Annotated in this window: 26 protein-coding genes; 24 read left to right on the top strand and 2 right to left on the bottom strand. The window is 72.6% G+C overall.

What is annotated here, in order from left to right; genetic code table 11:
• Nucleotides 1-65 precede the first annotated feature (65 nt).
• Nucleotides 66-1,616, top strand: coding sequence for a signal recognition particle protein (gene ffh, locus AB0L74_RS09480; protein ID WP_365647835.1), 1,551 nt, complete (start codon nt 66-68; stop codon nt 1,614-1,616).
• 112 nt (nt 1,617-1,728) lie between these two features.
• Nucleotides 1,729-3,672, top strand: a complete 1,944-nt coding sequence (ftsH, locus tag AB0L74_RS09485; RefSeq protein ID WP_365647838.1) for an ATP-dependent zinc metalloprotease FtsH — start codon at nt 1,729-1,731, stop codon at nt 3,670-3,672.
• 39 nt (nt 3,673-3,711) lie between these two features.
• Here the strand turns inward: ftsH and AB0L74_RS09490 are convergent, their stop codons facing one another.
• Nucleotides 3,712-4,578, bottom strand: coding sequence for an SAM-dependent methyltransferase (locus tag AB0L74_RS09490; protein ID WP_365647841.1), 867 nt, complete (start codon nt 4,576-4,578; stop codon nt 3,712-3,714).
• 1,156 nt (nt 4,579-5,734) lie between these two features.
• Here AB0L74_RS09490 and AB0L74_RS09495 point away from each other — a divergent pair.
• The 17 genes from AB0L74_RS09495 (at nt 5,735) to AB0L74_RS09575 (ending at nt 18,728) form a co-directional block, all read left to right on the top strand.
• Nucleotides 5,735-6,331, top strand: a complete 597-nt coding sequence (locus tag AB0L74_RS09495; protein WP_365647844.1) for a hypothetical protein — start codon at nt 5,735-5,737, stop codon at nt 6,329-6,331.
• 223 nt (nt 6,332-6,554) lie between these two features.
• Entirely contained in the window at nt 6,555-6,974 is a 420-nt protein-coding gene (gene rpsP / locus AB0L74_RS09500; protein WP_365647847.1) for a 30S ribosomal protein S16, read from the top strand.
• Between the two features lie 2 nt (nt 6,975-6,976).
• Nucleotides 6,977-7,216, top strand: a complete 240-nt coding sequence (locus AB0L74_RS09505; RefSeq protein ID WP_029385578.1) for an RNA-binding protein — start codon at nt 6,977-6,979, stop codon at nt 7,214-7,216.
• 84 nt (nt 7,217-7,300) lie between these two features.
• The gene (gene rimM, locus AB0L74_RS09510) at nt 7,301-7,846 is read left to right on the top strand and encodes a ribosome maturation factor RimM (RefSeq protein WP_365647850.1); all 546 of its coding nucleotides are present in this window, start codon (nt 7,301-7,303) and stop codon (nt 7,844-7,846) included.
• Nucleotides 7,843-8,676, top strand: coding sequence for a tRNA (guanosine(37)-N1)-methyltransferase TrmD (trmD, locus tag AB0L74_RS09515; RefSeq protein WP_365647853.1), 834 nt, complete (start codon nt 7,843-7,845; stop codon nt 8,674-8,676). The genes rimM and trmD overlap by 4 nt, the downstream gene beginning before the upstream one ends.
• 135 nt (nt 8,677-8,811) lie before the next feature.
• The gene (gene rplS / locus AB0L74_RS09520) at nt 8,812-9,162 is read left to right on the top strand and encodes a 50S ribosomal protein L19 (RefSeq protein ID WP_289940158.1); all 351 of its coding nucleotides are present in this window, start codon (nt 8,812-8,814) and stop codon (nt 9,160-9,162) included.
• A gap of 45 nt (nt 9,163-9,207) precedes the next feature.
• Entirely contained in the window at nt 9,208-9,963 is a 756-nt protein-coding gene (gene lepB, locus AB0L74_RS09525; RefSeq protein ID WP_365647857.1) for a signal peptidase I, read from the top strand.
• Nucleotides 9,956-11,053, top strand: a complete 1,098-nt coding sequence (lepB, locus tag AB0L74_RS09530) for a signal peptidase I (protein ID WP_365647860.1) — start codon at nt 9,956-9,958, stop codon at nt 11,051-11,053. The genes lepB (AB0L74_RS09525) and lepB (AB0L74_RS09530) overlap by 8 nt, the downstream gene beginning before the upstream one ends.
• A complete protein-coding gene (gene lepB / locus AB0L74_RS09535) occupies nt 10,941-11,918 on the top strand; it encodes a signal peptidase I (RefSeq protein ID WP_365647862.1) in 978 nt (325 codons plus the stop codon). Before lepB (AB0L74_RS09530) ends, lepB (AB0L74_RS09535) begins: the two co-directional genes overlap by 113 nt.
• Before the next feature lie 93 nt (nt 11,919-12,011).
• Complete coding sequence (gene lepB, locus AB0L74_RS09540; RefSeq protein WP_365647865.1) at nt 12,012-12,788, top strand: signal peptidase I; 777 nt, start codon at nt 12,012-12,014, stop codon at nt 12,786-12,788.
• Nucleotides 12,778-13,302, top strand: a complete 525-nt coding sequence (locus tag AB0L74_RS09545; protein WP_365647868.1) for an NUDIX hydrolase — start codon at nt 12,778-12,780, stop codon at nt 13,300-13,302. The genes lepB (AB0L74_RS09540) and AB0L74_RS09545 overlap by 11 nt, the downstream gene beginning before the upstream one ends.
• Before the next feature lie 56 nt (nt 13,303-13,358).
• Nucleotides 13,359-13,667, top strand: a complete 309-nt coding sequence (locus AB0L74_RS09550; RefSeq protein WP_018544766.1) for a DUF2469 domain-containing protein — start codon at nt 13,359-13,361, stop codon at nt 13,665-13,667.
• Between the two features lie 151 nt (nt 13,668-13,818).
• A complete protein-coding gene (locus AB0L74_RS09555; RefSeq protein WP_365647871.1) occupies nt 13,819-14,181 on the top strand; it encodes a YraN family protein in 363 nt (120 codons plus the stop codon).
• Nucleotides 14,181-15,794: a YifB family Mg chelatase-like AAA ATPase gene (locus AB0L74_RS09560; RefSeq protein ID WP_365647874.1), complete on the top strand. Its 1,614-nt coding sequence runs from the start codon at nt 14,181-14,183 to the stop codon at nt 15,792-15,794. Before AB0L74_RS09555 ends, AB0L74_RS09560 begins: the two co-directional genes overlap by 1 nt.
• Nucleotides 15,791-16,951 carry a DNA-processing protein DprA gene (gene dprA / locus AB0L74_RS09565; protein WP_365647877.1) on the top strand — a complete coding sequence of 387 codons (1,161 nt, stop codon included), beginning with the start codon at nt 15,791-15,793 and terminating at the stop codon, nt 16,949-16,951. Before AB0L74_RS09560 ends, dprA begins: the two co-directional genes overlap by 4 nt.
• Before the next feature lie 269 nt (nt 16,952-17,220).
• A complete protein-coding gene (gene whiG / locus AB0L74_RS09570) occupies nt 17,221-18,063 on the top strand; it encodes an RNA polymerase sigma factor WhiG (protein ID WP_365647880.1) in 843 nt (280 codons plus the stop codon).
• A 107-nt stretch (nt 18,064-18,170) separates the two neighbouring features.
• The gene (locus AB0L74_RS09575; RefSeq protein WP_044384381.1) at nt 18,171-18,728 is read left to right on the top strand and encodes a TetR/AcrR family transcriptional regulator; all 558 of its coding nucleotides are present in this window, start codon (nt 18,171-18,173) and stop codon (nt 18,726-18,728) included.
• Between the two features lie 296 nt (nt 18,729-19,024).
• Here the strand turns inward: AB0L74_RS09575 and AB0L74_RS09580 are convergent, their stop codons facing one another.
• Nucleotides 19,025-19,621, bottom strand: coding sequence for a M23 family metallopeptidase (locus tag AB0L74_RS09580; protein WP_365647883.1), 597 nt, complete (start codon nt 19,619-19,621; stop codon nt 19,025-19,027).
• 282 nt (nt 19,622-19,903) lie between these two features.
• Here AB0L74_RS09580 and rpsB point away from each other — a divergent pair, with 282 nt between their 5' ends.
• The 5 genes from rpsB to AB0L74_RS09605 all read left to right on the top strand — a co-directional run bounded on the left by rpsB (nt 19,904) and on the right by AB0L74_RS09605 (nt 24,709).
• A complete protein-coding gene (gene rpsB / locus AB0L74_RS09585; RefSeq protein WP_365647886.1) occupies nt 19,904-20,788 on the top strand; it encodes a 30S ribosomal protein S2 in 885 nt (294 codons plus the stop codon).
• 156 nt (nt 20,789-20,944) lie between these two features.
• Nucleotides 20,945-21,781 (top strand): translation elongation factor Ts, encoded by an 837-nt coding sequence (tsf, locus tag AB0L74_RS09590; protein WP_365647889.1) that lies wholly within the window; start codon nt 20,945-20,947, stop codon nt 21,779-21,781.
• A 197-nt stretch (nt 21,782-21,978) separates the two neighbouring features.
• Nucleotides 21,979-22,737, top strand: a complete 759-nt coding sequence (gene pyrH, locus AB0L74_RS09595) for a UMP kinase (protein WP_365647892.1) — start codon at nt 21,979-21,981, stop codon at nt 22,735-22,737.
• Between the two features lie 197 nt (nt 22,738-22,934).
• Nucleotides 22,935-23,492, top strand: coding sequence for a ribosome recycling factor (gene frr, locus AB0L74_RS09600; RefSeq protein ID WP_044388432.1), 558 nt, complete (start codon nt 22,935-22,937; stop codon nt 23,490-23,492).
• Nucleotides 23,492-24,709 (top strand): phosphatidate cytidylyltransferase, encoded by a 1,218-nt coding sequence (locus AB0L74_RS09605; RefSeq protein WP_365647895.1) that lies wholly within the window; start codon nt 23,492-23,494, stop codon nt 24,707-24,709. Before frr ends, AB0L74_RS09605 begins: the two co-directional genes overlap by 1 nt.
• Nucleotides 24,710-24,902: the final 193 nt, after the last annotated feature.

Here is a 24,902-nt window from a genome sequence, read left to right on the forward strand (position 1 = left end):
GTGGAGCCGGGATACCCTGGAGGGCGATTCACCAGCCGTCACCGACCCCGAGGACCGCGAGCGCCGTGTTCGACACTCTCTCCGATCGCCTGTCAGCGACTTTCAAGAGCCTGCGTGGCAAGGGGCGGCTGTCCGAAGCGGACATCGACGCCACCGCGCGCGAGATCCGCATCGCGCTCCTCGAGGCGGACGTGGCCCTGCCGGTCGTCCGGACGTTCATCAAGAACGTCAAGGAACGGGCCCTGGGCGCCGAGGTCTCCAAGGCGCTCAACCCGGCCCAGCAGGTCCTCAAGATCGTCAACGAGGAACTGGTCACCATCCTCGGCGGCGAGACCCGGCGCCTGCGCTTCGCCAAGCAGCCGCCCACCGTGATCATGCTCGCCGGTCTCCAGGGTGCCGGTAAGACCACCCTCGCGGGCAAGCTCGGCCGGTGGCTCAAGGAGCAGGGCCACTCGCCGCTGCTGGTCGCCTGCGACCTCCAGCGCCCCAACGCCGTGAACCAGCTGAGCGTGGTCGCCGAGCGCGCCGGTGTCGCCGTCTACGCGCCCGAGCCGGGCAACGGCGTCGGCGACCCGGTCAAGGTCGCCAAGGACTCCATCGAGTTCGCCAAGGCCAAGGTCCACGACATCGTCATCGTCGACACCGCCGGCCGCCTGGGCATCGACCAGGAGATGATGCAGCAGGCCGCCGACATCCGGGACGCGGTCCGGCCCGACGAGATCCTCTTCGTCGTCGACGCGATGATCGGCCAGGACGCGGTCAACACCGCCGAGGCCTTCCGCGACGGCGTCGGCTTCGACGGCGTGGTGCTCTCCAAGCTCGACGGCGACGCCCGCGGCGGTGCCGCCCTGTCGATCCGGCAGATCACCGGCAAGCCGATCATGTTCGCGTCGAACGGCGAGAAGCTCGACGACTTCGACGCCTTCCACCCGGACCGGATGGCCTCCCGCATCCTCGACATGGGTGACCTGCTCACCCTGATCGAGCAGGCGGAGAAGACGTTCAGCCAGGAAGAGGCCGCCAAGATGGCCTCCAAGCTGGCGTCCAAGAAGGGCCAGGACTTCACCCTGGACGACTTCCTGGCCCAGATGGAGCAGGTCCGGAAGATGGGCAGCATCAGCAAGCTGCTCGGCATGCTTCCCGGCATGGGCCAGATCAAGGACCAGATCAACAACATCGACGAGCGGGACGTCGACCGCACCGCCGCCATCATCAAGTCGATGACCCCGGCCGAGCGCCAGGACCCGACGATCATCAACGGCTCGCGCCGCGCCCGTATCGCCAAGGGCTCCGGCGTCGAGGTCAGCGCGGTGAAGAACCTGGTCGAGCGGTTCTTCGAGGCCCGCAAGATGATGTCCCGCATGGCCCAGGGCGGCGGCATGCCCGGCATGCCGGGCATCCCCGGCATGGGCGGCGGGCCCGGCCGGGCGAAGAAGCAGCAGAAGAAGGCCAAGGGCAAGCAGCGCTCCGGCAACCCGATGAAGCGCAAGCAGCAGGAGCAGGAGGAGGCCGCCCGCCGCGCCGCCGCCGCGCAGAACGGCGGCGCCTTCAACCTGCCGCAGCAGGGCGGCCAGGACTTCGAGCTGCCGGACGAGTTCAAGAAGTTCATGGGCTGACGGACCGCCCGCGATCCGGGAACACGGCACTGGGGGCGCCCCTCGCACCGAGGGCGCCCCCAGTGCCGTATCCACACGTGCCCGCGAGGCATTCCTGGCGTAACGTCCGAATATGAGCGATGCCACCCCGCCGCGCGACGCCCCGGAACCGCCCTGGCGGACCGAGGGCACGCCGGAGGAGCCCCCGAAGCCACCGCCCGGCGGGCGGCGGATACGCGGCGGCTGGTGGAGCCTGGTCGTCGCCGCGCTGGTCGTCTACCTCGTCACCAACCTCGTGCTGTCCTTCCTCGACGAGGGCGACGAGCCGACGATCTCCTACACCGAGTTCAGCAAGCAGGTCGACGCGGGCAACGTCAGCAAGATCTACAGCAAGGGCGACTCCATCCAGGGCCAGCTGCGCAAGGCCCGGGACAACCCCGAGGGCGACGGGACCTACACCAAGTTCCAGACCCAGCGCCCGGCCTTCGCCGACGACCGGCTCTGGGAGGACCTGACCCGGCACCACGTCACCGTCACGGCCGAGCCGGTCGTGCGGCAGCGCGGCTTCCTCGCCAACCTGCTGATCTCGCTGGCGCCGATGCTCCTGCTGATCGTCCTGTGGATCCTCATCGCGCGGCGGATGCGCGGGGCGATGGGCGGCGCCGGCGGCATGCTCGGCCGCAAGGCCCCGCCCAAGCCGGTGGAGCTGGAGCCGGGCCGCGGCCGCACCACCTTCGCGGACGTGGCCGGCATCGACGAGGTGGAGGGCGAACTCAACGACGTCGTCGACTTCCTGAAGAACCCCGACGCCTACCGCCGCATGGGCGCCAAGATGCCCCGCGGCGTGCTGCTCTCCGGCCCGCCCGGCACCGGCAAGACGCTCCTCGCGCGCGCGGTGGCCGGTGAGGCGGGGGTGCCCTTCTTCTCGGCGTCCGCCTCCGAGTTCATCGAGATGATCGTGGGCGTGGGGGCGTCCCGGGTGCGGGAGCTGTTCGCGGAGGCGCGGAAGGTGGCGCCGTCGATCATCTTCATCGACGAGATCGACACCATCGGCCGGGCCCGCGGCGGCGGCTCCGGCATGGGCGGCCACGACGAGCGCGAGCAGACGCTGAACCAGATCCTCACCGAGATGGACGGCTTCTCCGGCGCCGAGGGCGTCATCGTCATCGCCGCCACCAACCGCGCCGACATCCTCGACCCCGCTCTGACCCGCCCCGGCCGCTTCGACCGGGTGGTCAGCGTCTCCCCGCCGGACCGGGGCGGCCGGGAGGCGATCCTGCGCATCCACACCCGCGAGATCCCGCTCGCTCCCGACGTCGACCTCCGGCAGGTCGCCCGCACCACCCCCGGCATGACCGGCGCCGAACTGGCCAACCTCGCCAACGAGGCCGCCCTCCTCGCGGTCAAGCGCAAGCAGCGGCAGGTGACGCAGACGGACCTGTCCGACGCCCTGGAGAAGGTCCAGCTCGGTGCCGAACGCGCGCTGGTGATGCCCGAGGAGGAACGCCGGCGCACCGCTTACCACGAGAGCGGGCACGCCCTGCTGGGCATGCTCCAGCCGGGCGCCGACCCGGTCCGCAAGATCACCATCGTCCCGCGCGGGCGGGCGCTCGGCGTGACCCTGTCGACGCCGGACTCGGACAAGTACGCGTACACCGAGGAGTACCTGCGCGGACGGATCATCGGCGCGCTCGGCGGCATGGCGGCCGAGCACGTCGTCTACGGCGTCATCACCACCGGCTCCGAGAACGACCTGGAGCAGGTCACCCGGATCGTGCGCGGCATGGTCGCCCGCTGGGGCATGAGCGAGCGGGTCGGCCGCCTCTCCGCCCTCCCCAACGACGGCCAGCAGACCTACGGGCTCGCCGCCGCCCCGCAGACCCTCGACGCCATCGACGGCGAGATGCGGCGGATCGTCGACGAGTGCTATGAGGAAGCCTGCCGCAAACTGCGCGACCACCGCGCCCGGCTCGACGCCCTGGCCCAGGCGCTGCTGGCGAACGAGACGCTGGAGGAGGCGGACGCCTACCGGATCGCCGGCATCACCCGCCCGCACAAGGAGGCGCCGGAGGCCTGAGGCCCCCGGCCGGGCCCGTCCCGGGCCGCCGGGCGGGCGTCACGGAGTCCGGGCGATCAGGTACCGGAACACGTTCGGCATCCACACCGTCCCGTCCCCCCGCCGGTACGGGTGCAGCGCCTCCGCCAGCTCCTTGTCCACCTGCTCCGGGTCCGTCGCGGCGATCGCCGCGTCGAACAGCCCCGTCGACAGCAGGCCCCGCACCGCGCTGGCGAGGTCGGCGTACCCGAAGGGACAGGCCACCCGGCCCGAGCCGTCCGGCCGGAGACCGGCGCGCTGGGCGACCTCCTCCAGGTCGTCCCGCAGGGCCGGCCGCCAGCTGCGCGCGCTGCGCAGCGGATCCGCCAGCCTGGTGGCCACCCGCAGCACGGTCGAGGTGGCGCAGCGCTCCGGCGGCCCCCAGCCGGCCAGCACCACCGGCGTCCCCCGCCCGGCGAGCGGCGTCGCCTCCGCGAGCAGCTCGCCGAGCCCCTCCGAGTCGCCGGCCAGGCACCCGATGGGCTCGAAGGCGGTCACCAGGGTGTACGCGGCCGCGCCGGCCTTCCGCGCGTCGTCCGCGTCGCGGGGTGAGCCCTCGACGATCCTGGTGTCCCCGCGCGCGCGGGCGTTCTCCGTCCCGGGCAGCAGCCGCTCCCGTGCGAGGGCCAGCCGCTCCGGGGCGCGCGCGTCGACACCGGTGACCGCGGCGCCCCGGGAGGCGGCCATCAGCAGGGCCAGCCCGGAACCGCAGCCGAGGCCCAGCAGCCGGGTGCCGGCGCCCACGTCCAGTCGCTCGTAGACGGCCTCGTAGAGGGGTACGAGCATCCGCTCCTGGATCTCGGACCAGTCACGCGCGCGTGCCCGCAGGTCCACGCGGGGGGCCGCCCCGGCGTGAGACGGGTGCTGCCGCACGAGCGTAGGTGTCATAGGAAAGCGCCCCAATCGCCGAGAGTTCTCGCAAGTTGCCGCTGTGCCGTGTCGTCGGTGGCCCCCGTGCAGTGCGCCCGCACTCCCCGTATGCCAGGAAACTCCGGGCGCGCCGTGACGTCCAGTGCTCGTAAGGGTTGGTTTGCGTAATCGGCGGGGCCGTGGCGAGATTTCACCTTCCCGAAACCTGGGCCCGCGGGAGCCGTGCCCGCGCGGGCCGCCGGCACCCTCACCCCGGAGGGCGGGACGGGCGGGGCGGGACGCTCCGGCCGGGCAGCGGCCGCGGGGCCCGCCGCGCCTCCGCCCGGGTCCGCCGCGCGCGGTCCCCGTCCGGCCGACGGGCGCCCGGAGCCCGCCCGGGGGCTGCTCCCCGCGCACGGCGGGTGGCCTGATTCATGCCGTACGGCGACGACGGCGGCCCCGGCCGCGCCCGTCCGGGCGGCCGTCCGCGCGGCGAAGGGCGGCGAGACGGTTTCGGCCAGGCTCCGCGAGCCCGGCGGCCGGCCGCGGTCCGCGGACGCCCGCGCCCGGGCCGGCGACCGCGCGGACCCGCCCTGGGGAGCCGCCGCGCCGTCGACGGGCAGCTCAGCCGGTACGCGGCGGGCCGGGGGCCCGTGACCGGGGACCTGGACGGCCCCCCGGCGCCGCCGCGGTGGCCGTGAAACCCCCGCCTCGGGCGTGCCGACGGCCGGGGAACGCGCCGGGGGCGCCACGGCGGGCGGGCCGGGCGCACCGGGCGGGCGCCCGCGTCAGCGGGACGGTGCGCGGCGAGCGGGGCGAGGCCGGACCGGCCGGGTAACCGGCCACCGTACGGTGCCCGGTCGCGTCGAGGGCGGGCCGGTGCCGGACGCCGACGGCACACCCGGTAACGTCGCCATCGGGACGCGCGCGCACCGCGGTGGTGCACACCGGCGCGCACCCGGCCGAAACGCCCCTTGCGCACCGGCGCGCCGACGGCCCCCGGCGCGTGGACACGCGCTCCACGCCCGCGCGTACGGCGGGCTACGCACCACCTTGATACGAGCTGTGCGGCTTCTCCGCAGATCGGCGCACCCGCCCTCGTCGGCGCGCATCAGCGGCAACTGACGGGTACGAGCAAAATATTTGGGATGCCCCGGAATAGGAACACAGCGGCACCCCGGCTCGTTGGCGTTACGTGAGCACGACACCACCTGTTCTCGCCGCAGAGCTGGCGCAGGCGTGGGCCGACATTCAGCGGCACCACCCCGAGCTGCCCGATCTTGCCGCGCCCGAGTCCCTGATCGGAGAGTCGTCGTCCGCCTGCGGGCACGAACTCTCCTTCGAACGACTGCTCCACGAGGCAGTCCACGGCATCGCCGCCGCGCGCGGTGTACGCGACACCTCCCGCGCCGGCCGCTACCACAACCGCAGATTCCTCGCGATCGCCGAGGAGCTGGGCCTGGACCACCCCGAGGAGCCGCACCCCAGCAGCGGCTTCTCCCTGGTCACGCTCACGCCCGAGGCGAAGCGCCGCTACCGCCCGACGATCGAGCGCCTCCAGCGCGCCCTGAAGGCCCACACCGCGGCCACCGCGGCCGACTCCGCCCGCACCTTCCGCGGCCCGGCCGCCCGCCACGGCTCCTCCGGCGGCGGCGTGCGCGTGAAGGCCGTCTGCGACTGCGGCCGCAACGTACGGGTCGTCCCGTCCGTGCTGGCCCAGGCCCCGATCGTGTGCGGCGGCTGCGGAAAGCCGTTCCGGATCCCCGAGGTCGTGGGCGCGGTGGCGAGCTGAGGGGCGCGGCGGCCGTCGCCGCCCCCCTGTCCGGCCGCGCGCCCCGGCGCACCCCTGGCCGGAAGCGCCCCGCGGGGTATGGCAGAATGGCTAGCTGTACTCGACAGCCGCATAGGACCCCTCTCTCCTCCGGCTGACGCGTCCATCGGGCACTCGGGTACCGCAACCCCACGCGGCCTTCCCGCCGTGCCCCACCACGTCAATTCCAGGAGAACCCACTCCCGTGGCAGTCAAGATCAAGCTGAAGCGTCTGGGCAAGATCCGTTCGCCTCACTACCGCATCGTCGTCGCCGACTCCCGTACCCGCCGTGACGGCCGGGCCATCGAGGAGATCGGCAAGTACCACCCGACGTACAACCCGTCGGTGATGGAGGTCGACAGCGAGCGTGTGGCGTACTGGCTCTCTGTCGGCGCCCAGCCCACCGAGCCCGTGCTCGCCATCCTGAAGAAGACCGGCGACTGGCAGAAGTTCAAGGGCGAGCCCGCCCCGGCTCCGCTGCTGCAGCCGGCCGAGAAGCCGGCGCGCCCGTCGTTCGAGGCTATCGGCGGTGACGACGAGGGCAAGGGTGAGGCCATCACCCAGAAGAAGAAGGCTGAGAAGAAGGACGAGGCTGCGGCTGAGTCCGAGTCGACCGAGGCCTGAGCATGCTCGAGGAGGCTCTCGAGCACCTCGTGAAGGGCATCGTCGACAACCCTGACGATGTGCAGGTCGCCTCGCGCAACCTGCGCCGTGGACGTGTGCTCGAGGTCCGGGTCCACCCGGACGACCTCGGCAAGGTGATCGGCCGCAACGGCCGCACCGCACGCGCTCTGCGCACCGTCGTGGGCGCCATCGGCGGCCGCGGCGTCCGTGTCGACCTTGTCGACGTGGACAACGTCCGCTGACGCTTTCGCAGCACCGGCTCGGGCCGGGGAGGGCCACAGGGCCGTCCCCGGCCCGCAGTCGTTTACGACAGGAGATTCACGCACGTGCAGCTGGTAGTCGCTCGCATCGGCCGCGCCCACGGCATCCGGGGCGAGGTCACCGTCGAGGTCCGTACCGACGAGCCGGAACTGCGGCTCGCCCCCGGTGCCGTCCTGGCCACCGACCCCGCCTCGGCCGGGCCGCTGACCATCGAGACGGGCCGTGTCCACAGCGGCCGCCTCCTGCTGCGCTTCGAGGGCGTGCGCGACCGCACCGCCGCCGAGGCCCTGCGCAACACCCTTCTGATCGCCGAGGTGGACCCGGACGAGCTGCCCGAGGAAGAGGACGAGTACTACGACCACCAGCTGATCGACCTCGACGTCGTCACCGAGGACGGCGTGGAGGTCGGCCGGATCACCGAGATCTCCCACCTGCCCTCCCAGGACCTGTTCGTGGTGGAACGCCCCGACGGCAGCGAGGTGTTCGTGCCGTTCGTGGCGGAGATCGTCACCGAGATCGACCTGGAGGAGCAGCGGGCGGTCATCGCCCCGCCGCCGGGCCTCATCGACGACCGGGCCGAGATCGCCTCGTCCAGGGACGGCGACGCATGAGGCTCGACGTCGTCACGATCTTCCCCGAGTACCTGGAACCGCTGAACGTCTCCCTCGTCGGCAAGGCCCGCGCGCGCGGGCAGCTCGACGTGCACGTGCACGACCTGCGCGCGTGGACGTACGACCGGCACAACACGGTCGACGACACCCCGTACGGCGGCGGCCCCGGCATGGTGATGAAGACCGGGCCGTGGGGCGACGCGCTGGACACCGTGCTCGCCGACGGCTACGAGACGGGCTCCGGCGAGCCCGCCCTGATCGTGCCGACCCCCAGCGGCCGCCCCTTCACCCAGGAACTCGCCGTCCACCTCTCCGAGCGCCCCTGGCTGATCTTCACGCCCGCCCGCTACGAGGGCATCGACCGGCGCGTCGTCGACGAGTACGCCACCCGCGTGCCCGTCTACGAGGTCTCCATCGGCGACTACGTCCTGGCCGGGGGCGAGGCCGCCGTCCTCGTCGTCACCGAGGCGGTGGCCCGGCTGCTGCCCGGCGTCCTCGGCAACGCCGAGTCCCACCGCGACGACTCCTTCGCCCCCGGCGCCATGGCGAGCCTCCTGGAGGGGCCCGTCTACACCAAGCCGCCCCTGTGGCGCGGCCGGGACATCCCCGAGGTGCTGCTCAGCGGCCACCACGGCAAGATCGCCCGCTGGCGCCGCGACGAGGCGCTGAAGCGGACGACGGCCCACCGGCCCGACCTGATCGAGCGCTGCGGTCCCGGGGTCTTCGACAAGAAGGACCGTGAGATGCTCTCCATCCTGGGCTGGGAACCGGATCCGGACGGGGAGCCGTATGGCCGATTTTGGCGCAGGACTCCGGGCGTGGAAGAATAGGCCGCTGTTGTGCGTCGGTCCGGCGTGCGCCCCTGCCACAGGGGGAGACGACGCCCGCCCCGACCCGCGCGACCCCGATCCGAACCACCTAGTTCCCGTTGATGACCTGTGGCATCAGCGAAGAAAGCAGACGAAATGTCTCACCTGCTCGACACCGTCGACGCCGCGTCGCTGCGCAGTGACGTCCCGGCCTTCCGCCCCGGCGACACCGTCAACGTCCACGTCCGCGTCATCGAGGGCAACCGCTCCCGTGTGCAGCAGTTCAAGGGCGTGGTCATCCGCCGCCAGGGTTCCGGCGTGCGCGAGACCTTCACGGTCCGCAAGGTCTCCTTCTCCGTCGGCGTCGAGCGCACCTTCCCGGTGCACACCCCGATCGTGGAGAAGATCGAGCTCGTCACCAAGGGTGACGTGCGTCGCGCCAAGCTGTACTACCTGCGCGAGCTGCGCGGCAAGGCGGCGAAGATCAAGGAGAAGCGCGAGAACTGAGCGCGCTCGGGGGTTCACAGCGGGGCCGGATAACATCTGGCCCCGATGGACACCGAAGCACAGCCGACGGAGCGCGACCGCTCCCCCCGTCCTTCCGGCACCGAGGAACCCTCGGAACCGGAGCGGCCGGAGGGGCGGTCGCGTTTCGCGTTGGCGGCACGGATCGCCCAGTGGGTGCCGGGCGGGTGGTTCACCGTGGCCGTACTGGCGCTGCCGCTGTGCCTGCTGCTGGTCTTCACCTTCGTCCTCCAGCCGTTCCGGATCCCCAGCGGATCGATGGAGAACGGACTGCGGATCGGTGACCGGGTCCTCGTCAACAAGCTGGCCTACCGTTTCGGGGCCGGGCCGCAGCGCGGCGACATCGTCGTGTTCGACGGCACCGGGTACTTCGGGCACGGCGACTACATCAAACGCGTTGTCGGTGTGGGCGGCGACCACGTGGTCTGCTGCGACGGCGAGGGGAGGATCGAGGTGAACGACAGGCCGGTCGACGAGTCGGCCTTCCTGTACCCCGGCGACAGCCCCTCCACGGTCCGCTTCGACGTCGTCGTGCCCGAGGGCAGGCTGTTCGTCCTCGGTGACCACCGCGGCGATTCCAGCGACTCCCGGGACCACCTGGGTTCGCCGGGCGGCGGCATGATCCCCGTGCACGAGGTGATCGGCCGGGCCGACTGGATCGTCTGGCCCTTCGGCCACGCCACCCGTCTGGACCGCCCCGGGGCCTACGCGCGCGTGCCCGCCGCGGGACGGGACGCCGGCCGGGCGGAGGCGGTGCCGGCGGGAGAGGGCGGCCATGGGTAACCGCGGCCGGCCCCGCGGCGCCTCCGGCGGCCCGGCCGGCGCCCCGCCGTCCACGGGAGCCCGCCGCACCGGCGGCCCGGCGGGCGGCCGGACCCGTGCCGAGCGGCGCAAGCTCCAGCGCAAGGTCAAACGGCGCCGCAGGCGCGGCGTGATGAAGGAGATCCCGCTGCTCGTCGGTGTCGCCGTCCTCATCGCGCTGGTGCTCAAGACGTTCCTCGTCCAGGCGTTCGTGATCCCCTCGGGTTCGATGGAGCAGACCATCCGGATCGGCGACCGGGTCCTGGTCGACAAGCTCACTCCGTGGTTCGGGGCGCGATCGCAGCGCGGGGACGTCGTCGTCTTCCGCGACCCCGGCGGCTGGCTCCGGGGCGAACAGACGCCCGCGAAGGAGGATCCGGTCGTCGTCAAGCAGATCAAGGAGGGGCTCACCTTCATCGGCCTGCTGCCCTCCGACGACGAGAAGGACCTCATCAAGCGGGTCGTCGGCGTCGGCGGCGACCGCGTTAGCTGCTGCGACGCCCAGGGCCGGGTCACCGTCAACGGCGTCCCGCTGGACGAGGATTACCTCCATCCCGGCGACGCCCCCTCCACCATCCGCTTCGACGTCACGGTCCCCGAGGGGCGGCTGTGGGTGATGGGCGACCACCGGTCCAACTCGGCCGACTCCCGCGTCCACCGGGACCGGGGCTACGGCGGCACGGTCGCCGAGGACCAGGTGGTCGGACGGGCCATGGTCATCGCCTGGCCGTTCGGCCACTGGAGCACGCTGGGGGAGCCGGACACGTACGCGTCCGTGGGCGACGCGGCCTCCGGATCGACCGCCGGGCCCGGCCTGTCGCATAGGGTTGCCCCCGACGATCCGAACGGAATGATCCAGCTCCCGAGCCCTGCGGAACTCCCGCTCGTTATGGGAGTGGTGGGCCTGCGCCGTACATGGGGCGGGCGGCGGCACAGAGTGAGGAGTTGGCGTGGGGGATGTGGCGGTTGGCGCACGGTCGGGACACGACGGCGAGGAGCACCGCGGACGCCCCGTGGAAGCGGCCGGTTCGGCCGGCACCCCCGCGGCCCCGGGCTCCCGGACGATGGCTGAGGACGGCACGGTGACGGGCGAGCAGACCGGTGGAAGCGAGGACCAGGGGCCGGAGGCGAAGCGGTCCCCCAAGGAGGCCAGGAAGCAGCGCTCCTTCTGGAAGGAACTGCCGATCCTGATCGGCATCGCGCTCGTACTGGCGCTGCTGATCAAGACGTTCCTGGTGCAGGCGTTCTCGATCCCCTCCGACTCGATGCAGAACACCCTCCAGCAGGGCGACCGGGTCCTGGTCGACAAGCTCACCCCCTGGTTCGGTTCCGAGCCCGAGCGTGGTGAGGTGGTCGTCTTCCACGACCCCGACAACTGGCTGGCAGGCGAGCCGACGGTCGACCCCAACCCCCTCCAGGAGTTCCTCAGCTGGATCGGGCTGATGCCGTCCGCCGAGGAGAAGGACCTCATCAAGCGCGTGATCGGCGTCGGCGGCGACACGGTCGAGTGCGACAGCACCGGGCCGGTCAAGGTCAACGGCAAGGCGCTGGACGACCGGGACTTCGTCTATCCCGGCAACACGCCGTGCAGCCTCGACGACAACGGCGGGCAGTTCAAGGTCAAGGTCCCCGAGGGCTACATCTGGGTCATGGGCGACCACCGCCAGAACTCCCGGGACTCCCGGTACAACCAGGCCGACCGGCACCACGGCATGGTCCCGGTGAGCGAGGTCGTCGGCCGCGCCATCGTGATCGCCTGGCCGGTCAACCGCTGGGACACCCTCCCGGTCCCGGACACCTTCGACCAGCCCGGCCTGAACGCCGGGGCCGCGGCGGCCGGTGCCCTCTCGGTGGCGCCGCAGGGCCTCGCCCTCGCCGGTGCGGTGCCGCTCGTGCTGTGGCGGCGCCGGCGGATCGCGCCCGCCGAGACCCGCTGACGCTTCGGCCGGGACAGCGGCCCGTACGCCCGCGGGGGTGATCCCCGGCGCGGGGCTGACCCGCCCGGGTACCGCCGGGTAGGGTGCCAACCCATGGGTGGCGAGAGCACGACACGTACGGCACCGCGCGGCGGTGGTGTGAACACGAGCCCGGCCGGCAGCCGGACCGGGCAGCGGCTGTCGGGGCTGGCCGTGGCGCTGGGGCTGGCGCTGTTCCTGGGCGGCTTCGCCTGGGGAGCGGTGGTCTACCGGCCGTACACCGTGCCGACCCGCTCGATGGCGCCGACCATCGACGCCGGCGACCGCGTCCTGGCCCAGCGCGTCGACGGCGGGGAGGTCCGCCGCGGAGACGTGGTGGTCTTCAAGGACGCCACCTGGTCCAACGCCCCCATGGTCAAGCGTGTGGTCGCCGTCGGCGGTGACACCGTCTCCTGCTGCCGGGACGGCAAGCTGACCGTCAACGGCGAGAAGATCGACGAGCCCTACCTGCCCGAGGGCGCCGCGGCCGAGACCGGTCCCTTCCCCACCGTGACCGTGCCGCGGGGACGCCTGTTCCTGCTCGGCGACGAACGCGACAGCTCCCTGGACTCCACCGCCCACCTGACCGAGGCGGCCCGGGGCACCGTGGCGAGCGGCGCCGTCGAAGCGCGCGTCGACGCCGTCGTCTGGCCCATGGACGGCATGCTCCAGCGGCCGACCGGCTTCGAGGCGCTCGGCGCCCTGTCCTCGCCCGGCCCGCTGCGCACGCTCGTGGCGCTGGTGGCCGCGGGCACCGTGCTGATCTTCGGCGGCGCGGCCTACGGTCCGCTGGCCAGGCGGGCCGCCGCCTCCCGCGCCCGGTCCGGGACGGAGACCGCCGGTGGCCGCTGAGCCGACGGAGGCGGGGCAGGACACGTACGAGGGCGGGCTGCGCAAGGTCGCCCGGGTGGTGCTGCTCGACCCGCGCGACCGCATTCTCCTGCTGCACGGGCACGAACCGGACGATCCGGCGGACGACTGGTGGTTCACCCCCGGAGGCGGGGTCGAGGGCGACGAGACCCGTGCCCAGGCCGCCCTGCGGGAACTCGCCGAGGAGACGGGCATCACCGACGTCGACCTGGGCCCGGTGCTGTGGCGACGGCGGTGCTCCTTCCCGTTCGCCGGTCGCCGCTGGGACCAGGACGAGTGGTACTACCTGGCCCGGACGGCCCAGACGGCGACCGTGGCGGCGGGCCTGACCGAACTGGAACGGCGCAGCGTCGCAGGAGCGCGCTGGTGGACGTGCGAGGAACTGGCGGGGGCACATGAGACGGTGTATCCGACCAGACTCGCCGAGCTGCTGCGCACGCTGCTCGACGAAGGTCCCCCGGCCGGGCCCGTGACCCTTGACCCGGAAATCGTCTAGGGGCTCGCGGGACTGGCGCACAATGGTGGGATCGCACGGCTGAAGGGGAACATGCCATGAGCGCCGAGGACCTCGAGAAGTACGAGACCGAGATGGAGCTCAAGCTCTACCGGGAGTACCGCGATGTCGTCGGTCTGTTCAAATACGTGATCGAGACCGAGCGGCGCTTCTATCTGACCAACGACTACGAGATGCAGGTCCACTCGGTCCAGGGCGAGGTGTTTTTCGAAGTCACCATGGCGGATGCGTGGGTCTGGGACATGTACCGGCCGGCCCGCTTCGTCAAGCAGGTACGGGTGCTCACGTTCAAGGACGTGAACATCGAGGAGCTCAACAAGAGCGATTTGGAGCTGCCGAGCGGGTGACGATCGGCCTGTCGCCGGGCGGCGCCGCGCCGCGACAGGGGTGATCGTCACCCGAGTGGGTGAGCGAGTTCTCCACAACCACCGAGCCGTCCACCGAGATCCAAAAGGTCGCCGGTCGGCCCTCATCGTTGGCACCGGAGGTGGTGCCGAGATGAACGCACGAGGTGCGCTGGGAAGGTACGGCGAGGATCTGGCCGCGCGGCGGCTGTCCGAGACCGGCATGACGGTCCTGGAGCGCAACTGGCGCTGCGGCCGGACCGGTGAGATCGACATCGTGGCCCGGGACGGGGACGTCCTGGTCTTCTGCGAGGTGAAGACCCGCCGGGGCGGCCGCTTCGAACATCCGATGGCCGCGGTGCGGCCGGAGAAGGCCGAGCGGCTGCGGCGGCTCGCCGAGCGCTGGATCCAGGCCCACGGCGCGGCACCCACCGGCGGCGCCCGGATCGACCTGGTCGGCGTGGTGCTGCCCGAACGCGGCGCGCCCGTGGTCGAGCACGTGCGGGGGGTGGCGTGATGGGGTTCGCGCGGACGTGCTCGGTGGCCCTGGTGGGCGTCGAGGGCGTGGTCGTGGAGGTCCAGGCCGACCTCGAACCGGGCGTCGCGGCGTTCACGCTGGTGGGACTGCCCGACAAGAGCCTGTCGGAGAGCCGGGACCGGGTCCGGGCGGCCGTGGTCAATTCCGGGGCCGAGTGGCCCCAGAAGAAGCTCACCGTGGGCCTCAGCCCGGCGTCGGTGCCCAAGGCGGGCAGCGGCTACGACCTCGCCGTCGCCAGCGCCGTCCTCGGCGCCGCCGAGCGGATCGACCCCCGCGTGCTCGCCGACATCGTGATGATCGGCGAGCTGGGCCTGGACGGGCGGGTCAGGCCGGTCAGGGGCATCCTGCCGGCGGTGCTGGCCGCCGCGGACGCCGGTTTCGACCAGGTGGTCGTGCCGGAGTGCGCCGCCGCCGAGGCGTCCCTGGTGCCCGGCGTCTCGGTGCTGGGGGTGCGCACCCTGCGCCAGCTGATCGCCGTCCTCGCGGACGAGCCGGTGCCCGAGGAGGAGCCGGCGGAGCCGGACCGCCCCGACCCCATGGCGGCCGGCCTGCGCGTCCCGGGGGCGGGCCTGCACGCCGTCGGAGCGGCGCCGCCCGATTACGGCCACGATCTCGCCGACGTCGTCGGCCAGCTCTCGGCGCGCACGGCGGCGGAGGTCGCCGCGGCGGGCGGCCACCACCTCTTCCTGGAGGGACCGCCGGGCGCCGGGAAGACCATGCTCGCCGAGCGGCTCCCCGCGATCCTGCCCCCGCTCGGCCGGCCGGAGTCGCTGGAGGTCACGGCGGTGCACTCGGTCGCCGGCCTGCTGCCGCCGGGCAAACCGCTCATCGACACGGCCCCCTACTGCGCCCCGCACCACTCGGCCACCATGCAGGCACTCGTGGGCGGCGGCCCCGGCATCGCCCGGCCCGGAGCCGTTTCGCTCGCCCACCGGGGCATCCTCTTCCTCGACGAGACCCCCGAGTTCAGCGGTCACGCCCTGGACGCCCTGCGGCAGCCCCTGGAAGCCGGACACGTCGTCATCGCGCGCAGCGCGGGCGTGGTGCGGTTCCCGGCGAAGTTCCTCATGGTCCTCGCCGCCAACCCCTGTCCCTGCGGGCGCTTCTCGCGGCGGGACGACCTGTGCGAGTGCCCGCCCTCGGCGGTCCGCCGCTACCAGGCCCGGCTCTCCGGCCCGCTGCTCGACCGGGTCGACCTGCGCGTCGAGGTGGACCGCGTCACCCGCGCCGAACTGGCGGGGCGCGGCGCCCGCGGCGAGTCCACCGCGACCGTCGCCACACGCGTCCGGGCGGCCCGGGAGCGGGCCGGCGCGCGTCTGGCCGGCACGCCGTGGCGCAGCAACAGCGAGGTCCCCGGGCGCGAGCTGCGCCACCGCTGGCCGGCCGCGCCGGGCGCGATGGACGAGGCGGAGCGGAGCCTGGAGCGGGGCGTGCTGACCGCCCGCGGCCTGGACCGGGTGCTCCGCGTCGCCTGGACCGTCGCCGACCTGGCCGGCCACGACCGCCCCGACGCCACGGACGTGGCCCTCGCCCTGCAACTGCGGACCGGCGTGCCGCGCGGCGTGCCCATGGCCATCGGGGCGCTGCCGTGAACGCCGGGGGCGCGGCGGACCCGGAGCTGCTCGACCGGGTCTTCCTCACCAGGGTCATCGAGCCCGGCGACGAGGCCGGCGGGCGATGGGTGCGGGAGTGCGGAGTCCGGGAGGCGGCCCGGCGGCTGCGCGCGGACGGGCCGGCCCTGCCGGGCGTGAGCGCCAAGCGGTGGGCGGGGCTGCGGGCGAGGGCCGCACGGGCCGACCCGCGCGGCGACCTGGCCGCCGCCCACGCCGCCGGCGTGCGGTTCGTCTGCCCCGGCACCGCGCAATGGCCGGGCCAGCTCGACGACCTGGGCGATGCCCGGCCCCTGGGACTGTGGGTCCGCGGCCGGCCCGACCTGCGCATATGGGCACTGCGGTCGGTGGCCGTGGTCGGTGCCCGGGCCTGCACCGGGTACGGCGCCCACATGGCGGCCACGCTCGCCGCCGGTCTCGCCGAACGCGGCTGGGTCGTCGTCTCCGGCGGCGCCTACGGCATCGACGGCGCCGCCCACCGGGGCGCCCTCGGCGCGGGCGGGGCCACCGTCGCCGTCCTCGCCTGCGGCGTCGACCGCCCCTACCCGCGCGGGCACGCCGGGCTGATCACCCGCATCGCGGAGCAGGGACTGGTGGTGGGGGAGCTGCCACCGGGCGAGCATCCGACGCCGAGCAGGTTCGTCCTGCGCAACCGGGTGATCGCCGCGCTCACCCGCGGCACCGTGGTCGTCGAGGCCGCCCACCGCAGCGGCTCCCTGGCCACGGCCCGGGCGGCACAACGCCTGGGCCGGCACACGATGGGCGTGCCCGGCCCGGCCACCAGCGGGCTCTCCGCGGGCGTGCACGAACTGCTGCGCGGGGGCGCCGCACTCGTGACCGACGCCGCGGACGTCGTGGAGCTGGTCGGGGCGATGGGGGAGCTGGCCCCCGAACGGCGCGGGCCGGTGCTCCCCACCGACCTGCTGACCGGGCCCGCCCGCCAGGTGCTGGCCGCCCTCCCGGCGGGCCGGGCGGCGTTGCCGTCCGAGATCGCCCGGGACGCCCGGACGACGGAGGACGACGCGATCGCGAGACTGTACGAGCTTCGAGCACTCGGTTACGTCGAACGACACGACGACGGCTGGAAGTTGACACGCCAGGCCGTGTCGCCGAGCCGGGCCGCTCGGCCACCCGGCTGACCGACCGTGTTCGGCCGTCCGAGGGAACGCCGACACCCTTGGGAATTACCGCAGTTGAGGCATGTGCGTGATCACGCAGAGCGATCATCATGCATCCGGTGCGGTGTCCGATGGAACGTATCCGCGGACGATCCGCACTCTCTTGTTCGCGCACCGCGACAGCCCAGTCACGCTACGCTCACGAGGACCCCACACAGATCGGCAAGCAGGCCCGGGACGACAGGTCACCCAGGCACCCCACTCCACGGCAGAACGGCACAAGGCGACGAATGCCCCAGCACACCTCCGGGTCCGACCGGGCGGCGATCCCCCCAGCCGCCCGGGACGGTGGCAGCGTGCGGCCGCCCGCCCCCTCGACGCTCGACGAGCTGTGGCGGTCGTACAAGGCGACAGGGGACGAGCGGCTGCGGGAGCAGCTGATCCTGCACTACTCGCCCCTGGTGAAATACGTGGCGGGCCGGGTGAGCGTCGGGCTGCCGCCCAACGTCGAGCAGGCGGACTTCGTCTCCTCCGGGGTGTTCGGGCTGATCGACGCGATCGAGAAGTTCGACATCGACCGCGAGATCAAGTTCGAGACGTACGCGATCACGCGCATCCGGGGCGCGATGATCGACGAACTGCGGGCACTGGACTGGATCCCGCGCTCGGTGCGGCAGAAGGCGCGGAACGTGGAACGGGCCTACGCCACCCTGGAGGCGCGGCTGCGGCGGACCCCCACGGAGAGCGAGGTGGCCGCCGAGATGGGCATCGCCGTGGAGGAACTGCACTCCGTCTTCAGCCAGCTGTCGCTGGCCAACGTGGTGGCCCTGGAGGAGCTGCTGCACGTCGGGGGCGAGGGCGGCGACCGGCTGAGCCTCATGGACACCCTGGAGGACACCGCCGCCGACAACCCGGTGGAGGTGGCCGAGGACCGGGAGCTGCGGCGGTTCCTCGCACGGGCCATCAACACCCTGCCCGACCGGGAGAAGACCGTCGTCACGCTGTACTACTACGAGGGCCTCACCCTCGCCGAGATCGGGAACGTGCTGGGCGTGACCGAGAGCCGGGTCAGCCAGATCCACACCAAGTCGGTGCTCCAATTGCGGGCGAAGCTGGCAGGATTCGGACGCTGAGCCGCCCTCCAGGGGAGGCGCGGCGGCCGTGCCGGGACGGGGACGGGTCCCGTCGGCGGTGGCGCGTCCGTAAAGTGGACGACGTGCCAAGGATTCGAGCGGCCTCCGTGGCCGAGCACCGGTCGATGCAGCGTGCCGCCCTGCTGGACGCGGCACGCTCCCTGCTGTCCGAGGGCGGGACGGAGGCGCTGACCTTCCCGGCCCTCGCGGAGCGCACGGGGCTTGCCCGGTCGTCCGTGTACGAGTACTTCCGGTCGCGGGCGGCGGTCGTCGAGGAGCTCTGCGCGGTCGACTTCCCGGTCTGGGCGGCGGAGGTCGAGGCGGCGATGGCCGCGGTCGACGGGCCGGAGGCGAAGGTCGAGGCGTATGTCCGCAAGCAGCTGGAACTCGTCGGCGACCGGCGGCACCGGGCCGTGGTGGCGATCTCGGCGAGCGAGCTGGACGCCGGCGCCAGGGAGAAGATCCGCGCCGCCCACGGCGGCCTGATCGCGATGATCGTCGAGGCGCTGGGGGAGATGGGACACGCGCAGCCCCGGCTGGCGGCGATGCTGCTGCAAGGGGTCGTCGACGCGGCGGTGCGCCGCATCGAACTGGGGGCCGCGGAGGACCCCGCGTCGGTCACGGACGCGGCGGTCTCGATGGCGCTGCGGGGCGTACGCGGCTGACGCGGCAGGTGCCGGCGGCAAGCGGTGCGCGGCCGCCGGCACCGGTGGCCGGGCCCGTAGTCCGGTCCCGCCGGGGCGGCGGATCGCCGCCCGGACGCCGACGCGGGGCGCCGGTGGCCGGACAGCGACCGGTTGCTGCCGCCCGGCTGCGCGGTTCCCGGGCGGTGGGCGCCCTTATCCTCGACGCGGCGGTGTGACGTCGCCGCGGGGACGGCGCGGGCGAACGGCCCGTACCGTTTCGCACCGGCCACCGCGGACCGGTCGCCGGTGCCGGACGGGCCGGCAGGCGACCGCCGTCACGGCGGCAGCGGTACACCCAGCACCGGCAGCAGGCGCGAGGGGCCCGTGCCCAGCAGCCACGGCGGCAGCAGCGTCAAGGGGTTCAGATAGGTCCCCTCGCCGCGCAGGCCCCAGTGCAGGCACGGCGCCGCGCAGTGCGACCCCGCCGCCTCCACCGCGCCGACCACCTCGCCCGCCGCGACCGTCTCGCCCGCGCGCACCGACGCCCGGACGGGTTCGTACGTCGTCCGCAGGGGCGTCCCGCCCGTGCCCGCCAGCTCGACCGAGACGACGCCCTTTCCGGCCACCCGGCCCGCGAAGGACACCCGCCCCGGTGCCACCGCCCGCACCGGAGTGCCCGGCGGCGCGGCGAGATCCACGCCGCGGTGACCGGGGGCGTACGGAGCGGGCGGAGGGTCCCAGCCGCGCAGGACCGGGGGACGGGCGCCGACCGGCCAGACGCGGCCGACGGCCGGCACCGCGGGGCCGGCGGACCGCCCGCCGCCGGCGGCCACCGCCGCCGGGGCCGGGCCCGGCGGCAGGGCCGGCGCCAGCAGCAGCGCCGACAGGAGCGCCGGCCACGTACACGGATGCACACATCGCCTCAGTCGCATGCCGCGACCCTCCCGCACCGCCGCCGGGCACGGCCCGGGCCTGTGGACCACTCGCCGGTTGTGGACAGCGGCGTCACCCGGCGCCCCGCGGGTCCCGTACACTTCTGATGGCGACCCGGGCCACCGGGTCGACTTCGCACGCCCCGGTACCGGGGGCCGGCACGCGCCGGTCTCCCGGTATCAGCGCCCCTCGGTCCTTCGCGGCACGGCGCACCGCGGGCGTCAGGCGCGGGAGCCGTCCGGCATCCGCGGCACAACCGAGAACTCAAGGAGAGTACGGCCATGGCCGTCGTCACGATGCGGGAGCTGCTGGAGAGCGGCGTCCACTTCGGTCACCAGACCCGTCGTTGGAACCCGAAGATGAAGCGCTTCATCTTCACCGAGCGCAACGGCATCTACATCATCGACCTGCTCCAGTCGCTGTCGTACATCGACCGCGCCTACGAGTTCGTCAAGGAGACCGTCGCCCACGGCGGCACGGTCATGTTCGTCGGTACGAAGAAGCAGGCGCAGGAGGCCATCGCCGAGCAGGCCACCCGCGTCGGCATGCCCTACGTCAACCAGCGCTGGCTGGGCGGCATGCTCACCAACTTCTCGACCGTCTACAAGCGTCTGCAGCGCCTGAAGGAGCTGGAGCAGATCGACTTCGAGGACGTCGCGTCCTCCGGTCTGACCAAGAAGGAGCTCCTGGTCCTCTCCCGCGAGAAGGCCAAGCTGGAGAAGACCCTCGGCGGTATCCGCGAGATGCAGAAGGTGCCCAGCGCCGTCTGGATCGTGGACACCAAGAAGGAGCACATCGCGGTCGGCGAGGCCCGGAAGCTCAACATCCCGGTCGTCGCCATCCTCGACACCAACTGCGACCCCGACGAGGTCGACTACAAGATCCCGGGCAACGACGACGCGATCCGCTCCGTCACCCTGCTCACCCGCGTGATCGCCGACGCCGTCGCCGAGGGTCTGATGGCCCGCTCCGGTGTCGCCGAGGCCGGCAAGGGTGACAAGGCCGCGGGCGAGCCGCTCGCCGAGTGGGAGCGCGACCTGCTCGAGGGTGAGAAGAAGGCCGACGAGGCCCCGGCCGCCGCCGAGGGCGAGGCCGAGAAGCCGGCCGAGGCCGCCGCCGAAGCTCCGGCCGACGAGGCCCCGGCCGCCGAGGCCGAGCAGGCCTGACCCGTCAGCGTCCGAGTTGACGGCGGGAGCGGTGACATGAACTCCGCTCCCGCCGTTCACCCGTAGGTCGGCGGAAGGACAGCGCGCCCCGTCTCCATGGGTCGCGCACCCCGCAGACCTTCGATCTTCCAGACTTCGAGAAAGATTCACAGACTCATGGCGAACTACACCGCCGCCGACGTCAAGAAGCTTCGTGAGCTCACGGGCGCCGGCATGATGGACTGCAAGAAGGCGCTGGACGAGGCCGAGGGCAACGTCGACAAGGCCGTCGAGGCGCTCCGCATCAAGGGCCAGAAGGGCGTCGCCAAGCGCGAGGGCCGCTCCGCCGAGAACGGCGCCGTCGTCTCGATCATCGCCGACGACAACTCCTCCGGTGTCCTGGTGGAGCTGAAGTGCGAGACGGACTTCGTCGCCAAGGGCGAGAAGTTCCAGGCCGTGGCCAAGGCCATCGCCGAGCACGTCGCCAAGACCTCCCCGGCCGACATCGAGGCGCTGCTCTCCTCCGAGATCGAGCCCGGCAAGACCGTCCAGGCGTTCGTGGACGAGGCCAACGCCAACCTCGGCGAGAAGATCGTCCTGGACCGCTTCGCGCAGTTCTCCGACGGCTACGTCGCGGCCTACATGCACCGCACGATGCCCGACCTGCCGCCGCAGATCGGTGTCCTCGTCGAGTTCGACAAGCCGAACGCCGAGGTCGCCAAGGGCGTCGCCCAGCACATCGCCGCCTTCGCGCCGAAGTACCTCGCCAAGGAGGACGTCCCGGCCGAGGTCGTCGAGGCCGAGCGCCGCATCGCCGAGGAGACCACCCGCGCCGAGGGCAAGCCCGAGGCCGCCCTGCCGAAGATCGTCGAGGGTCGCCTCAACGGCTTCTTCAAGGACGCCACGCTGCTCGGCCAGCCGTACGCGCTGGACAACAAGAAGTCCGTCCAGAAGGTCCTGGACGAGGCCGGTGTCACCCTGAAGCGCTTCACGCGCATCAAGGTCGGCATCTGAGTCCGTTCCGCGACGGACACCCGACCCCGGTAGGGTCGACAGCAGTCGTCCGCGCCGTTCGCGCAGGCCGATCCGCACACGCGGGCGGCGGACGACAGCAGAACTGACGAGGAGGCCATTGCCGCGTATGGGATGCGAACCACCCACCGGCGATGGCCTCCTTCGTATGTGCAACACGTAACAGAGGCGGGATCTCCATGACCACCAAGGCCGACAAGAGCGACGACGGCAAAGTACGCGGCCGGTTTCTGCTGAAGCTGTCCGGAGAGGCCTTCTCCGGTGGCGGCGGCCTGGGCGTCGACCCCGACGTGGTGCACGCCATCGCCCGCGAGATCGCGGCCGTCGTCCGGGACGGCGCGCAGATCGCGATCGTCATCGGCGGAGGCAACTTCTTCCGGGGCGCGGAGCTCCAGGTGCGTGGCATGGACCGCGCCCGGTCCGACTACATGGGCATGCTCGGCACCGTCATGAACTGCCTCGCCCTACAGGACTTCCTGGAGAAGGAAGGCGTCGACTGCCGCGTGCAGACCGCCATCACCATGGGCCAGGTCGCCGAGCCGTACATCCCGCTGCGCGCCGTGCGCCACCTGGAGAAGGGCCGCGTCGTCATCTTCGGCGCGGGCATGGGCATGCCGTACTTCTCCACCGACACCACCGCCGCCCAGCGCGCCCTGGAGATCGACGCCGAGGCGCTGCTGATGGGCAAGAACGGCGTCGACGGCGTCTACGACTCCGACCCGAAGACCAACCCCGACGCGGTCAAGTTCGACGCGCTCGGCTACGGCGAGGTCATCACCCGCGACCTGAAGGTCGCCGACGCCACGGCCGTCACCCTCTGCCGTGACAACAGGCTCCCGATCGTGGTCTTCGAGCTTTTGAAGGAGGGCAATATCGCCCGCGCCGTCAAGGGTGAGAAGATCGGCACGCTGGTGGGCGACGAGGGCAGCCGGGACTGACTCCCCACCCGCCCCCGTCTTCGGGCACCGCCCTGTCCGTACCACCTGTAAGAGGGACGGACGGGACGGAGCCGGGCCGGGGGATGGACAATGTCCTGCCGGTCGGGAACCGTGCAGGAAGAAGACGCGACGCAGCCGGCCGCCGCCCCCGACAAGGAACCGCAGCCGGGCCTACTCAAGACACGCAGGAGCAAGTGGTGATCGAAGAGACCCTCCTCGAGGCCGAGGAGAAGATGGAGAAGGCCGTCGTGGTCGCCAAGGAGGACTTCGCCGCGATCCGCACGGGCCGTGCGCACCCGGCGATGTTCAACAAGATCGTGGCCGACTACTACGGCGCGCCGACGCCGATCAACCAGCTGGCCTCGTTCTCCGTGCCCGAGCCGCGCATGGCCGTGGTGACCCCCTTCGACAAGAGCGCCCTGCGCAACATCGAGCAGGCCATCCGCGACTCCGATCTGGGCGTCAACCCGAGCAACGACGGCAACATCATCCGCGTGGTGTTCCCCGAGCTGACCGAGGAGCGCCGCCGCGAGTACATCAAGGTCGCCAAGGGCAAGGGCGAGGACGCCAAGGTCTCCATCCGTTCCGTGCGCCGCAAGGCCAAGGACGCCATCGACAAGCTGGTCAAGGACGGCGAGGTCGGCGAGGACGAGGGCCGCCGCGCGGAGAAGGAACTCGACGACACCACCGCCAAGTACGTCGCCCAGGTGGACGAGCTCCTGAAGCACAAGGAAGCGGAGCTGCTCGAGGTCTGATGAACGACTCTTCCTGGGGGGCGCCGCCGCAAGCCGGGTACTGGGAGCCCACCGACCGGGGGCCCGCCCGAGCGGCGGCCCCGGCGGGTCCCGCGTACGATGCGCAGCACGCGCAGCAGACTCGCCCCATGCCCATCGTGCCCGACGTACCCGAACACGGCGGAGACCAGGATGACGACCGGGGGGCCGCTCGGCTGAGCGGCCCCTTGTTCCGCGACGGGACGCCGCAGCCGCGGCCGTACGGGACACCGCGGCCGGGACCGTACGGACCGCCGCGGACCGACCCGTACGACGCGCCGCAGCCGCGGCCCCACGACACGCCGCAGGCACCGCCCTCCGGGGCCGTGCCGCAGAATCCGGAGCCCATGCCCGACGCCCCGCAGCCGGCGCCCCCGCAGAAGAAGAGCGCGGGGCGCGACCTGGGTGCCGCGATAGGGGTCGGGCTCGGACTCGGCGCGGTGATCGTCGCGTCGCTCTTCATCGTCAAGGCCGTCTTCGTCGGTGTGATCGCGGTCGCCGTCGTGGTCGGCCTGTGGGAGCTGAACAAACGGCTCCAGGAGCGCAAGGGCATCAAGGCGCCCCTGGTGCCGCTCGCCGTCGGCGGCGCCGCCATGGTCGTCGCCGGGTACGCGGGCGGCCCCGAGGCCGCCTGGGTGGCGATGGCGCTGACCGCGCTGGCGGTGCTGGTCTGGCGCATGACCGAACCGCCCGAGAACTATCTGAAGGACGTCACGGCGGGCGTCTTCGCCGCCTTCTACGTGCCGTTCCTCGCCACGTTCGTGGCGCTGATGCTGACGGCGGACGACGGCCCGGCCCGCGTCCTGACCTTCCTGGTGCTGACGGTCGTCAGCGACACCGGCGCCTACGCCGTCGGCTGGCGCTTCGGCCGCAAGAAGCTCGCGCCCCGCATCAGCCCCGGCAAGACCCGTGAGGGCCTGCTCGGGGCCGTCGCGTTCGCGATGGCCGCGGGCGCGCTCTTCATGCAGTTCCTGATCGACGGCGGCTCCTGGTGGCAGGGCCTGCTGCTCGGCCTCGCGGTCGCGGCCAGCGCCACGCTCGGCGACCTCGGCGAGTCGATGATCAAGCGGGACCTGGGCATCAAGGACATGGGTTCGCTGCTGCCCGGCCACGGCGGCATCATGGACCGCCTGGACTCGCTGCTGCCCACGGCGCCGGTGGTCTGGCTGCTCCTGGTGGTGTTCGTCGGCGCGGGCTGACCCGCGACTTCTGTGAAGCGGGGCCCGCCGTCCACAGGACGGCGGGCCCCGCTTCGCGCGCCTGTGACACGGGCAGAGCCATGCCTAAGCCCGGAGAACTGGCGGTAGCCGGGCAGCGACAAGCCCCCTGCCAGCGCGTTCGGCGCGGGTAGGGGCCTTGTTGGGGTCACGTGCCGGCGCCCCAGGCCGCGCG

The sequence above is a fragment of the Streptomyces sp. NPDC052020 genome, assembly GCF_040680575.1.
In the GTDB taxonomy this organism is placed as follows: domain Bacteria; phylum Actinomycetota; class Actinomycetes; order Streptomycetales; family Streptomycetaceae; genus Streptomyces.

Coding starts and splice junctions, on each gene's coding strand:
- ftsH (WP_365647838.1), top strand. CDS start 1,729: ATGAGCGATGCCACCCCGCCGCGCGACGCCCCGGAACCGCCCTGGCGG.
- AB0L74_RS09490 (WP_365647841.1), bottom strand. CDS start 4,578: ATGACACCTACGCTCGTGCGGCAGCACCCGTCTCACGCCGGGGCGGCC.
- AB0L74_RS09505 (WP_029385578.1), top strand. CDS start 6,977: ATGCTCGAGGAGGCTCTCGAGCACCTCGTGAAGGGCATCGTCGACAAC.
- trmD (WP_365647853.1), top strand. CDS start 7,843: ATGAGGCTCGACGTCGTCACGATCTTCCCCGAGTACCTGGAACCGCTG.
- rplS (WP_289940158.1), top strand. CDS start 8,812: ATGTCTCACCTGCTCGACACCGTCGACGCCGCGTCGCTGCGCAGTGAC.
- lepB (WP_365647857.1), top strand. CDS start 9,208: ATGGACACCGAAGCACAGCCGACGGAGCGCGACCGCTCCCCCCGTCCT.
- lepB (WP_365647860.1), top strand. CDS start 9,956: ATGGGTAACCGCGGCCGGCCCCGCGGCGCCTCCGGCGGCCCGGCCGGC.
- lepB (WP_365647865.1), top strand. CDS start 12,012: ATGGGTGGCGAGAGCACGACACGTACGGCACCGCGCGGCGGTGGTGTG.
- AB0L74_RS09550 (WP_018544766.1), top strand. CDS start 13,359: ATGAGCGCCGAGGACCTCGAGAAGTACGAGACCGAGATGGAGCTCAAG.
- AB0L74_RS09555 (WP_365647871.1), top strand. CDS start 13,819: ATGAACGCACGAGGTGCGCTGGGAAGGTACGGCGAGGATCTGGCCGCG.
- AB0L74_RS09560 (WP_365647874.1), top strand. CDS start 14,181: ATGGGGTTCGCGCGGACGTGCTCGGTGGCCCTGGTGGGCGTCGAGGGC.
- whiG (WP_365647880.1), top strand. CDS start 17,221: ATGCCCCAGCACACCTCCGGGTCCGACCGGGCGGCGATCCCCCCAGCC.
- AB0L74_RS09580 (WP_365647883.1), bottom strand. CDS start 19,621: ATGCGACTGAGGCGATGTGTGCATCCGTGTACGTGGCCGGCGCTCCTG.
- rpsB (WP_365647886.1), top strand. CDS start 19,904: ATGGCCGTCGTCACGATGCGGGAGCTGCTGGAGAGCGGCGTCCACTTC.
- tsf (WP_365647889.1), top strand. CDS start 20,945: ATGGCGAACTACACCGCCGCCGACGTCAAGAAGCTTCGTGAGCTCACG.
- pyrH (WP_365647892.1), top strand. CDS start 21,979: ATGACCACCAAGGCCGACAAGAGCGACGACGGCAAAGTACGCGGCCGG.
- AB0L74_RS09605 (WP_365647895.1), top strand. CDS start 23,492: ATGAACGACTCTTCCTGGGGGGCGCCGCCGCAAGCCGGGTACTGGGAG.